Raw genomic sequence first — 11,498 nt, forward strand, 5'->3', positions numbered from 1 at the left:
CCGACTCGCGATTAACTCACCCGAGATTCATAAAAAGAGGCATGGCCACATCTTTTATGCGGCGACACGCGACCAAAGCAATACAATTAACTAACCACTACCTGGGGACTCGCAAGACCGCATGTCGATAGCGGACGAGGCCCATCTCAGGAGGCCAACCGAATCACTCCAAGGACAACATGGCGATTTCATTGTTTTCGTGGACGAGAGCGGTGATCACTCGCTAGACAACGTCTCCGAGGAATACCCAATATTTGTTCTTGCGCTTTGCGTCTTTAGAATAGAAAGCTACATCCAGGCAGCATGCCCGGCACTTCAGCAATTTAAATTCAGGTTCTGGGGGCACGACCAGATCGTTCTCCACGAAAGAGAGCTCCGCAAGCCACGACACGACTTCAGCATCCTCCAGAACCCAGAGACGCGGGATCAGTTTTTTCCCGCCTTAACAAAGGTCTTGGAGGAGGCAGAGTTCACAATTATCGCCTCGATTATTGACAAGAAAGCCTTGCGGCAGTCGTCGCGAGGAGCCAATCCTTACCACCTAGCACTTCAATTTACGCTCGAGAGGCTGCACCACCACCTCCGCAAACACGGCCAAGAAAGCAAAAGCACTCACATAATCGTCGAAAGACGAGGCAAGCGCGAAGATGACGAGCTGGAACTAGAGTTTCTCCGCATATGCGATGGGCGTAACTACGAATGCAAATCCCTACCTTTCCGCTTGGTCATGAGAGACAAACAATGCAACGCTGCTGGCCTACAACTAGCTGATCTTGTAGCTCGCCCCCTGGGGATGATGCACCTTCGACCAGGGCAAGCGAACAGGACCCATCCCATAATCCAAGCAAAGCTCAGGAAGGGCCCCAACGGGGAAGCTCGCGGCTACGGCCTCAAAATCTTTCCTTCATAAAGCGAAAGGCCCCCGGAAACCCAGGAGCCCAGCGCCGACCGGACATTTCCAGTCCACTTGTTGACACCCTACCACTTGAGTGAGAGTGGATCGCGTATCAAACGAGGCATGGCGCACCCCGCGGGCATGGGCCATTGCAGCCGCTCCGTCGCCTAAGCAGGCTTGATCGCTGCGGTGCCCCGCCCTTTTCAACATCTCCAGCCGAGGGTCGATCCGTAGTCGAGGCTGATCAAAGTGGCTCCGCGCCCTCGCTGATGATCGCCTTGCTGGCGACAGGGAAGCTCAGTTCGCTCAGCCCTTGAGCTGCTTTGTGCTGGCCAGCGGCCGCCGCGCAGGGCCTCATCGCCCCGACAGGTGCCCCTTGAAGTCGCCGCCCATTATTCAAGGAAATGACTTTCCCCATGGATGAATGGGCCTGAGCGCTTGTGGAGCTCCTGACTCCCCCACCGGAGTCTCAGGACTGTGTGCACGCACTTACTCGCCCCCCTATCGAGCAGCTTCATTGGAAACAGCCGCTCGAAGCAAAGGACCTCTCCAATGGGCCCCGAAGGGCGCGAAACCCTCAAACCTTCTCACCAGCCTTCTCACACTCGAAGCACTAGAGCCTCTGATACTAGTCACCGCAGCGTTTCACAAGGATTACACCCCCAGCCTTCTAAGCAGCCGGTCGTTGGTTCGAATCCAACAGGGGGCGTTTCAATCAGGACGATGGCCGATGCCGCCGCGGGGCCCCAGCTGACCAAGGTGCACGTAACTAGAAACCTCCACCACATCGTTTATAGAAAAGCAGGGTGGAGACGCCATCGAGGCGACCTCGTAGTGGCCGGTGGCCTAGCGCCGCACGGCACCCTCCCTCCCGGACGAACCTTGAATACGCCGTCCACTTATTCAAGGAAACGGCTTTCCCGGTTAATTAAGAGCCCTTTGCGCTTGCGGTGCGCCTCGCTCGCCCCGGGGCGAAAGTTGATGGATGTCCCTTGCGGGCATTGGGCTTGGCGAAAACCGCCAGCCGCTTCGCCACCATTTCGTATTTCTCCTCCAGCGTCTTCAGGTAGCCGACCACTTGGCTGCCGATCTCGGCGGGAACGGAATCGGCCTGGGCCTGCAGATTCGCCACATCAAGCCGCTGCCGGAAGCCCGCAGAAGCAGAATCGCTGTCATGGAGCTCCATGCCGACCTCAACCAACGCGCCGTTCTGGACAGCAACGCGTTGGACTGGACCCCATCGCCCCTGCCGGGGGTGGAGCGACGCCTGCTCGATCGCCGCGGCGGGGAAGTGGCCCGGGCCACCTCGATCGTGCGCTACGCCCCCGGTAGCAGTTTTGAGCGCCACACCCATGGCGGCGGCGAGGAGATACTGGTGCTGGAGGGCACCTTCTCTGATGAGCACGGCGATTACGGCGCCGGCACCTACCTGCGCAATCCAGTGGGCTCCAGCCACGCCCCCTTCAGCACTGGCGGCTGCACGATCCTGGTGAAACTGCAGCAGATGCACCCGTCCGATCAGCAGCCGCTGGTGATCGACACCACCCAAGCCGTCTGGTTGCCGGGCCTGGTGAGGGGGCTGGAGGTGCTGCCCCTGCACGCCTACGGATCGGAGCACGTGGCCCTGGTGCGCTGGGCACCGGGCACGATGTTTCAACCCCACTGCCACCCCAGCGGCGAGGAAATCCTGGTGCTCACTGGTGTGTTTCAGGACGAGCACGGCACCTATTCGGCGGGCAGCTGGCTGCGCAACCCGCCCGCCAGCGTGCACCGGCCCTGGAGTGATGCGGGCTGCACCATCTGGGTCAAGACAGGCCATCTGCCGGCTACCCAGGGGCCCGATGGCTGAGAAGCCTGAGGCCGGCAGCCGCAGCAAGGTCCGCTTGTCATCCAGGAGCTGTTCTCAGAAAACAGCCTTGGGTTGTGAAATGGGTTGTGAGAATAGTGTGATTACAGGGTCTTCAGTTGTGGGCGAAAATCAGGCCTATGAAAAGAAAATCCAAACTGGGGCAGCTGGCCCTGGCGTTCTTGGCGGCTTGGACTGGTGGCACGGGAATGGGAAATGCCCGCGCCGATGAGGGCCCCGGCGCTTCCGCCCTGGGCGTGAAGGTGGAAACCCTGAGTCGCAGCGATCGCTCCTGGAATGGGGACCTATTGCCCAAGCTCAACGATGTCCAAGCCGAAGTAACCGTGCTGCGCATCACGGTGCCTGCCGGGGTAACCCTGCCCCGCCATTTCCATCCAGTGATCAATGCCGGCGTGTTGCTGCAGGGAAGGTTGCGAGTCGAAAGCGACGACGGCGCCAGCCAATCCCTCCAACCAGGCCAGGCCATAATCGAAATGGTCAACAAAGTGCATCGAGGCGTCAGCCTGGGTCCTGAGCCAGCGGTGGTCCGTGGTGGTTTACGTGGCACCGAAGGGCAGCCCCATCACGGTGCCAGCGGCCTCTGGCCCCAACGGAAATCCCCACAAGGCGGCGGACGAAAAGGCGGCAGACGAGATCGTCACCGTGCGGCCGCTGACAACCAGCAGCAGCAAGCAAAGGCTCAAGCAGTTTGTTGGCATTTCCGGCGCCAACAGCGGTGCCCGTGGTCTGTCGATGAACAGGGTGGTGATTCCCCCTGGTGGGCAGGCAGCAGCGCACCGCCATGTGGGGTCGGAATCGGCGATATTTTTGCTGGCAGGCCGCGTAAAAACCTTCTACGGGCCGTGCCTGGAGAGGTCGGTGATCAACCAAACCGGCGACTTTCTATTCATCCCGGCGGGCCTTATCCACATGCCGGTGAACCTCAGCGCCAGCGAGGCTGCAATTGCAATCGTGGCTCGCAACGATGCCAACGAGCAAGAACAGGTGGAGCTGCACGCCCCTGCAGGCAAGACCGGGGGCGCAGCGGGTGCGACAACCTGTGCGGCACCAAGCCATCAATAGCCTCTGGGCCGGTGCCCCATGGCTGTCGTCGCAGAGGTGGTAGCGGCGGGATAAGGGGTGAAGCCCTTCCCCGCCGCCAAGTGATCTGAACGCCTGGCTGGACTTTTATTGCCACTAGGAAATGCGCGGGGTTGGCACACTGTGGACTTTCTAGCGGACTCCCGGGCACGGGGCTGGGGGCAGCAAAACCGGCGGGATTGTCTCTTGCAATAGGCACAGGATTAATTAGAATGCCATCTGCCTATCGCGTGCCGTCTGCAGAGATTCCACGCCCATAGCCCTTGCGGAAAGCCCCTGATGAACACGATGCGATTGCTCCGTTTGAGCACGCTGGGACCACTCTCTGGGCTCGTTCTTCTTTCGATACTGGCATTCTTCAACCAACGATCCGTCAACCAAGCCCAGGCAAACCGCTACGAATCGCTGAAGTTAGCGTACGAATTGCGGGCCAGCTCAGACGAACTCACCAGGTTAGCTCGAACCTATGTAGTGACCGGCAGCAAGGCCTATGAAGACCAGTACTGGCACATACTTGATGTGCGCAATGGTAGAAAAGCGCGACCAGATGGCAGGACGGTTCCCCTGCGAAAGCTGATGCAGGAGCAGGGATTTAGTGCCGAAGAGTTTGCCAAGCTGAAACAGGCCGAAGATAACTCAAACGCTTTAGTGACAACCGAAACCATCGCGATGAATGCCGTCAAAGGCAGATTTGCTGATGGCATGGGAGGCTACACGCGCCAGGCGGCGCCCAATCTGGATTTAGCCCGCCGCATAATGCACGATCCAAGATATCACTCCGACAAGAAACTCATCATGGATCCTATAGGTGAGTTTGAGAATCTTCTCGACAGAAGAACCGAAACAACCGCCGAGAATGCCCGTCGGCTGGGCGATTCGGTGATGATTGCAGGCATGTTGATCGCCTCCACCGCCGCCATCTCAACCTGGTTCAGCCTGCGTCACCACGGCAACAAACTCCACGGCGCCATTGAGGAGCTCTCCTCCTCTTCAGGATTTGTGGCCACAGGCGCCTCCCAGGTTGCCTCTTCCAGCCGCTACCTGGCCGATGGGGCCTCGGAACAGGTGGCGGCCCTCGAGGAAATCTCTGGTTCGGCAAGGGAGATGGGAAGCATGGCGACCAGCAACGCCGGGCGCACCCAGAACGCAAGCGAGCTGGTGTTACGCGAGCAGCAGAAATTCCAGGAAGCCACAGGGCAACTGGCCGAAATGGTGGGTGCCATGGAAGAAATAGACGCGGCCAGTGACCGCATCTCCAGGATCAACAAGGTGATTGATGAGATCGCCTTTCAGACAAACATCCTGGCCCTCAATGCGGCGGTCGAAGCGGCCCGGGCCGGTGAGGCTGGCCTCGGCTTCGCAGTAGTGGCCGAGGAGGTGCGCAACCTTTCCCAGCGGAGCACCAAGGCGGCCCGCGAAACGGCAGCTCTGATCGAGGAATCGAGTGCCCGCACGCGGCTAGGCAGGACGAAGGTGGATCAGGTGGCCGGCTCGATTCGCGAACTCGCTGGCCAATCGGCTGAGGTGCGTTCCCTTGTTGAGGAAGTACGGCTGGGAAGCCGTGACCAGCTGCAGGCGATCGAACGGATCGGTGCGGCCATTGATCAGATCGAACGGGTGACCAAGCAATCGGCCTCAGGGGCCGTTGAGGGCTCGGCGGCGGCAGAGGAGTTGACAGCCCAGGCCAAGGGGCTTCGCGATGTTGTCAGCATCCTCGAGATGATGGTGGAATCCCGTCCCCGCCCACTCCGCTGAAGCATCACACCCCCAATAGCTCCTCTAGCACTCCTCTAGCACTCCTCTTGCACTCCTCTTGCACTCCTCTTGATCTCCTGAATGGAATCCCCCCCTGCCCTGCCCAACGGCGCTGAACTCCTGGCCCTGGAGCGCCAAAGTCGAGCTGGCGGCAGCGGAGTTGGCCTGGCCGAGCTGGTGGGCTGCTGGCGGCTAGAGCAACTCTGGAGTAAGGCAGAGGCCAAGCCCCTGGGCGCAACCGCTGCCCTGCTGCGCCAACTTCAGGCCAGCCTCACGATCGCCGTGGTTGACGAGAGCCCGGCTGCGGCAAGGGGCCCCCTTTTTTCGGTTCAAAACAGCGTGCAATTGGGGCCGATCCAGCTGCGCTTTCGCGGCCATGGAAGCCTGCGGGGCAAGCGGCCCCTGTTGGAATTCTGGTTTGAGGAGCTGGAGTTGAGGCTCGGCCCGCGCAGCATCTGGCGGCAACCGATCCAGCGCCAGCCGCAGCCAAAGCGGCGACCCTTTTTTGCCCTGATCGCCAGTCAGCCCAACTGGCTGGCCGCCCGCGGCCGGGGCGGGGGCTTGGCCCTCTGGCTGCGGAGTGCCAGCTAAAGCTGGGCCTTCAACTCCCGCTGCAGCAGGGCGAAGAGATAGTCGGGCTCGCGGTATTGGCTAGGCAGACAGTTGTGCAGAATCTCAAGCCGCTGCCAGCAGACGGTGCGACGTACCTTGGCGATTGTTTTACCCTCCCGAATCAAAAGGCGCATGGCCTTGCAATAAAGGGAGTAGTTGGCTTCCAGTTCACCGATGGTGAGCCCGGGTGCGGTTGGGGATGCGGTCATGGAGAAGGCAACCTTGGGATCCAGGCAGATCCCTTATGAACACAGGCTTTACTCTCTGCCCAACCACCGGTTTACCGATCCCCCCATCCGGGGACAATTCAGCCTCAACAGATGCGGGGCAGCAGCTCACCGCTGAGGGGAAGCAGCAGTCGTTCGGTGCCCAGGGCCGTGGTGAGCAGCACCCGCGCTCCCTTGCTGGCCGGCCGCACGCTGCCGATCCAGGCACCGCCGCTGGCCGCCAGTAGGGACTGGGCCTGATCGCGGGCCGATGGCGGCACCACCACCACAAAGCGGCCCTCATTGGCCAGATGCAAGGGCTCAAAGCCCAGCAGCTCACAGGTGCGCGCCACGGCTTCCAGCACCGGCAGGCGCCCCTCCTCGATCGCCAGCTCCACCCCGGCCGCCTCCGCCAACTCCTGCAGGGCACTGGCCAGGCCGCCGCGGGTGAGGTCGCGCAGGCAGTGAATCCGAACCCCGGCTTCCAGCAGGGCCCGCACCTGGGGCCAGAGCGGCGCGCAGTCGCTGAGCACGGGCGGCACCAGGGCCAGGCCGTGGCGCGCCGCCAGGATTGCCACCCCATGGCGGCCCAGGTCGCCGCTCACCAGCAGCTGATCGCCTGGGCGAATCGCCGTGGGGTCAATTGGCGTCGGGGCCTGCACAACCCCGATACCACTGGTGGTGATGAATATGCCGTCAGCCTTACCCCGTTCGACCACCTTGGTGTCGCCGGTAACGATCGTGAGCTCGCAAGCCCGAGCCGCCGCCGCCATCGAGGCCACCAGGCGCCGCAGCAGCACCAACGGCAAGCCCTCCTCCAGCAGCAGCGCCACGCTGAGGTGCAGGGGCCGGGCGCCCGCCATCGCTAAATCATTAGCGGTGCCGATCACCGCCAGGCTGCCAATATCACCACCGGGAAATTCCAGCGGCTGCACCACGTAGCCGTCGGTGCTGAAGGCCAGCGGACCGGGCGGCAATTCGAGCCGGGCCGCATCGTGGAGCACCTGGGCGGGATCGGCGTAGAGGAGCCGCAGCTCCTGGTTGATCAGCTGCTGCATCAAGGTGCCACCACCCCCATGGGCCAGCTGGATGCGTTCACCCATGGCGATCCCTCATGGGGCCTGGCGCCGGTAGCGGTAGTAGGCGGCGCAGGCCCCTTCGCTCGACACCATCGGTGCCCCCAGCGGCCGCTCCGGGGTGCAGGCCGAACCAAAGGCCGGACAGTCGGGGGGGATGGCGCGACCCTGCAGGATCGGGCCGCTGATGCAGGGGGTCTGAGGCTGGGGCCCGCCCTGGGCCGGGGCCAGGCCAAAGCGCTCCAGGGCGTCGAAGCCCCGGTAGGCCGGGGCAAAACCAAACCCGCCGCCGGCGATGGTGCCCAGGCCCCGCCAGGGCCGATCCATCACCACAAACACTTCTGCCAGCAAGGCCTGGGCCGAACCGTTACCCCGCTCCCGCACCACCCGGCCGTAGGCATTGGCGAGGGCCGGGGTACCGGCCTCGAGCAATTGCACCAGCTGCAGCAGGCCCGCCATCACATCGGCCGGCCCAAAGCCCGTCACCACCACCGGCACCCGCTGGCGTGCCACCAACTCGCTGAGCTCGGCGGTGCCCATCACCGCAGCCACGTGGCCGGCCGCCAGAAAGCCCTGCACCTGGTTGGCGGGATCCTGCAGCAGCGCCTCCATCGCTGGCGCCACACGCACATGGGCCAGCAGCACGCTGAGATTGGCCAGCCCCAGCTGCCGCGCCTGGCGCAAGAGCAGGGCCGTGGCCGGTGCCGTGGTTTCAAAACCCACCGCCAGGAACACCACCTGGCAAGCGGGCGAGCCCTGGGCCAGGGCGATGGCCTGCAGGGGCGAGGTGAGCAGGCGCACATCACCGCCGGCGGCCCGCACGCCGAGCAGATCGGCGCCGGCGGCGCTGCCTGGCACCCGCAGCATGTCGCCGTAGGAGCAGAGGATCACCTCCGGCCTGGCCGCCAGCTCCAGGGCCCCATCGATGAGCTCAGCCGGAGTCACACACACCGGACAGCCGGGCCCATGGATCAGCCGCAGCCCTGGCGGCAGCAACTGGTCGAGCCCCCAGCGCAGGATGGCGTGGGTTTGCCCGCCACACACCTCCATCACCGTCCAGGGGCGGCTGGCGCTGGCGGCCAGCTGGGCTGACAGATCTGCGCTCACCAGGGGCCCGGCGCCTGGCGGGCATCGGCGGGGCGGTAACCCTGGATGGCGCGCATGTATTGGGCCCGCTCGTATTCGGCCGGATTGGGGCAGCGCTGCTGGCTCATGCAGCCGATCAGCTCCGCCACGCTGGCCACCTCGTGCTCCATCAGCCAGATGGAGAGCTCCTCCTCCAGGCCCGCCAAGCGCTCGGGGCCGTGGCGCAGCAGCGCCCCCACCACCTGGGTCACCGCAGCCCCCGCCATCAACAGCCGCACCACGTCGGTGCCCCGGTGCACGCCGCCACTGGCGGCCAGATCCAAGGGCTGGCGGCCATGCAGCAGGGCGATCCAGCGCAGGGGCAGGCGCAGGTCGTGGGGGGTGGAAAGCAGCAGGTTGGGCCGCACCTCCATGGTCTCGATGTCGATATCGGGCTGGTAAAAGCGGTTGAACAGCACCAGCCCATCGGCGCCCGCCGCGGCCAGGCGCTTGGCGATGGAGCTGAGGTTAGTGAAGAAGGGGCTGAGCTTCACGGCCAGGGGCAAACGCACCTCGGCGCGCACCTGGCGCACGATCTCCTCCAGCTCGGCTTCGATGGCGGCGCTGGAGAGCTCCGGGTCGGTGGGAATCGCGTAGATGTTGAGCTCCAGGGCCGAGGCGCCCGCCGCCTCGATCCGCCGCGCCGACTCCACCCAGCGGCCACCGCTGGTGCCGTTGAGGCTGGCGATCACGGGCACCGCCAGATGCTGGCGGGCCTGCTCGAGATGGCGCAGGTAGAGGTCTTCCCCGCCATGGAAGATCGAGGGCTCCGGCACGTAGCTGAGCGCCTCGCCATAGCTATCGGCGCCGGCCATTGCATGGCGGTGCAGGTCGAGCTGCTCCTGCTCGATCTGCTCCTCAAACAGCGAATGCAGCACGATCGCCGCCGCCCCGGCCCGCTCCAGGGCCTGCAGCTGGGCCAGCTCCTCGCTGAGGGGCGCGGCAGCGCCCACCACCAGGGGGCTGCGCAGGGCCAGGCCGAGATAGGTGGTGGTGAGGTCGGGGATCATGGCTTGGGGGCTGGCTGGGCCAGGGCCCGGTAGGTGGCCCAGCGGCATTCGAGCTCTTTCTGGGCCTGGCGCACCAGGGCCTGGGCCCGCTCCGGCTGGCTGTAGCGCAGCATGCGGAAGCGGTTTTCCTGCTCCATCGCCTCCTTGAGCGAGCGCTTTGGCGCCGGGCTGTCGAGTTGCAGGGGAGTCTCGCCCCGCTCGGCGCGGCGCGGGTCGTAGCGGTAGAGCAGCCAGCGGCCCGAATCCACCGCCAGCTTCTGGTGGGCCATGCCCTGGGCCATGTCGATGCCGTGGGCGATGCAGTGGGAGTAGGCAATGATCAGCGAAGGCCCCGGGTAACTCTCGGCCTCCAGAAAAACGCGGATGGTGTGCTCGTCGCGGGCCCCCATCGCCACACTCGCGACATAGACGGTGCCGTAGGTCATCGCCATCAGGCCCAGGTCTTTTTTGGGGGCCGCCTTGCCGGCGGCGGCAAACTTGGCCACCGCCCCCCGGGGGGTGCTTTTGGAGGCCTGGCCGCCGGTGTTGGAGTACACCTCGGTATCGAGCACCAGGGCGTTGACGTCGCGGCCACTGGCCAGCACGTGGTCGAGGCCGCCGAAGCCGATGTCGTAGGCCCAGCCATCGCCGCCCACCAGCCAGACGCTGGTTTTCACCAGGGCATCGGCCAGCTCCAGCAGCTGGCGGGCCTCGGGCTGCTCCATGCCCGCCAAGCGCGCCTTGAGCTCGGCCACCCGCTGGCGCTGCTCAACGATGCCGGCCTCATCGCCTTGATCGGCGTTGCGGATCGCCGCGGCCAGGAGGGGCGGGAACTCGGCAGGCTCAAGTTGGCCCACCAACCGCTCCAGCAGATCGAGGGCCATCTGGCGCTGCTGGTCGCGCGCCACCCGCATCCCATAGCCGAACTCGGCGTTGTCTTCAAACAGGGAATTACTCCAGGCCGGGCCCCGCCCCTCGGCGTTGGCGCTCCAGGGGGTGGTGGGCAGGTTGCCGCCGTAGATCGAGCTGCAACCGGTGGCGTTGGCGATCAGCATCCGATCGCCGAACAGCTGGGAGGCGAGCTTGAGGTAAGGCGTTTCACCGCAGCCACCGCAGGCGCCGGAAAACTCAAACAAGGGCTGCTGCAGCTGCTGCTGGCCGATCTTGTGCAAGTTGAGCTCGGCGCGGGGCACCTCGCTCAGCTGCAGGAAAAAGTCCCAGTTGCCGCGGGCCTGCTCTCGCAACGGTCGCTGCGGCGCCATGTTGATCGCCTTGCGCTTCGGCTCGCTGCGGTCGCGGGCGGGGCACACCTCAACGCATAGGGCGCAGCCGGTGCAGTCTTCGGCGGCCACCTGGATGGTGAAGGTTTGGCCGGCAAAGGCGGGGTCGCGGGCGGGGGCAGTGCGGAAGCCCTCGGGGGCTGCGGCGAAGGCCTCCGGGGCGCCCACCTTGGCGCGGATCACCGCGTGGGGGCACACCAGCACGCACTTGCCGCACTGCACGCACAGGTCCGTTTCCCACACGGGCACCTCGGCGGCGATGTTGCGCTTCTCCCAGCGGGCCGTGCCCACCGGCCAGGTGCCGTCGCAGGGCAGGGCGCTCACCGGCAGGGCATCGCCGCGGCGCTCCAGCATCGGCCCGATCACCTCGCGCACAAAATCGGGCGCCGCGGCGAGACGGTCTTCTGGCGCTGGCAGGCAGGCGGGCCCGTCGAGGCTCGTCCAATCGAGGGGCACCAGCTGCTCGAGGCTGGCATCGAGGGCGGCCAGGTTCATTGCCACCACCGCCTCACCCTTGCGGCGGTAGCTGGTTTCGATCGAGTGGCGAATCCGGGCGAGGGCCTCTTGGCGCGGCAGCACGCCGCTGAGGGCACAGAAGCAGGCCTGCATCACC

11 protein-coding genes and 1 pseudogene are annotated in these 11,498 nt (G+C 64.6%); 6 read left to right on the forward strand and 6 right to left on the reverse strand.

Annotation, left to right across the window (positions count from 1 at the left end):
* Positions 1-121 precede the first annotated feature (121 nt).
* Positions 122-910 (forward strand): DUF3800 domain-containing protein, encoded by a 789-nt coding sequence (locus tag KBZ15_RS09365; RefSeq protein ID WP_255014922.1) that lies wholly within the window; start codon positions 122-124, stop codon positions 908-910.
* Between the two features lie 913 nt (positions 911-1,823).
* Here KBZ15_RS09365 and KBZ15_RS09370 read toward each other — a convergent pair.
* On the reverse strand, positions 1,824-2,096 hold the full coding sequence (locus tag KBZ15_RS09370; RefSeq protein WP_255014924.1) for a hypothetical protein: 273 nt from the start codon (positions 2,094-2,096) through the stop codon (positions 1,824-1,826).
* On the opposite strand from KBZ15_RS09370, the gene KBZ15_RS09375 reads away from it, so the two are divergent.
* The 5 genes and pseudogenes from KBZ15_RS09375 to KBZ15_RS09395 all read left to right on the forward strand — a co-directional run bounded on the left by KBZ15_RS09375 (position 2,070) and on the right by KBZ15_RS09395 (position 6,188).
* Complete coding sequence (locus tag KBZ15_RS09375) at positions 2,070-2,744, forward strand: cupin domain-containing protein (protein ID WP_255014925.1); 675 nt, start codon at positions 2,070-2,072, stop codon at positions 2,742-2,744. The two genes, KBZ15_RS09370 and KBZ15_RS09375, sit on opposite strands and share 27 nt — an antisense overlap.
* 206 nt (positions 2,745-2,950) lie before the next feature.
* Positions 2,951-3,229, forward strand: a pseudogene (locus tag KBZ15_RS18660) (cupin domain-containing protein); the annotation flags it as partial.
* A gap of 61 nt (positions 3,230-3,290) precedes the next feature.
* Positions 3,291-3,824, forward strand: coding sequence for a cupin domain-containing protein (locus tag KBZ15_RS18550; RefSeq protein ID WP_255014927.1), 534 nt, complete (start codon positions 3,291-3,293; stop codon positions 3,822-3,824).
* Between the two features lie 297 nt (positions 3,825-4,121).
* Positions 4,122-5,597 (forward strand): methyl-accepting chemotaxis protein, encoded by a 1,476-nt coding sequence (locus tag KBZ15_RS09390; protein WP_255014928.1) that lies wholly within the window; start codon positions 4,122-4,124, stop codon positions 5,595-5,597.
* Positions 5,598-5,678: 81 nt separating this feature from the next.
* Positions 5,679-6,188, forward strand: a complete 510-nt coding sequence (locus KBZ15_RS09395; protein WP_255014929.1) for a hypothetical protein — start codon at positions 5,679-5,681, stop codon at positions 6,186-6,188.
* On the opposite strand, the gene KBZ15_RS09400 is transcribed toward KBZ15_RS09395, so the two are convergent.
* From KBZ15_RS09400 to KBZ15_RS09420, 5 genes are all read right to left on the reverse strand, one after another.
* Positions 6,185-6,418, reverse strand: a complete 234-nt coding sequence (locus KBZ15_RS09400) for a DUF3136 domain-containing protein (protein ID WP_255014930.1) — start codon at positions 6,416-6,418, stop codon at positions 6,185-6,187. The genes KBZ15_RS09395 and KBZ15_RS09400 overlap by 4 nt on opposite strands.
* 104 nt (positions 6,419-6,522) lie before the next feature.
* Positions 6,523-7,518: a hydrogenase expression/formation protein HypE gene (hypE, locus tag KBZ15_RS09405; protein ID WP_255014931.1), complete on the reverse strand. Its 996-nt coding sequence runs from the start codon at positions 7,516-7,518 to the stop codon at positions 6,523-6,525.
* 9 nt (positions 7,519-7,527) lie between these two features.
* Positions 7,528-8,598, reverse strand: a complete 1,071-nt coding sequence (hypD, locus tag KBZ15_RS09410; protein WP_396123430.1) for a hydrogenase formation protein HypD — start codon at positions 8,596-8,598, stop codon at positions 7,528-7,530.
* Positions 8,595-9,626 (reverse strand): dihydroorotate dehydrogenase-like protein, encoded by a 1,032-nt coding sequence (locus KBZ15_RS09415; RefSeq protein WP_255014932.1) that lies wholly within the window; start codon positions 9,624-9,626, stop codon positions 8,595-8,597. Before KBZ15_RS09415 ends, hypD begins: the two co-directional genes overlap by 4 nt.
* On the reverse strand, positions 9,623-11,498 hold a 1,876-nt coding region (locus tag KBZ15_RS09420), incomplete at its 5' end, for a 4Fe-4S dicluster domain-containing protein (RefSeq protein ID WP_255014933.1). The genes KBZ15_RS09420 and KBZ15_RS09415, both read right to left, overlap by 4 nt.

It is taken from the genome of Cyanobium sp. BA20m-p-22, from assembly GCF_024346275.1.
Classification (GTDB): domain Bacteria; phylum Cyanobacteriota; class Cyanobacteriia; order PCC-6307; family Cyanobiaceae; genus Cyanobium_A.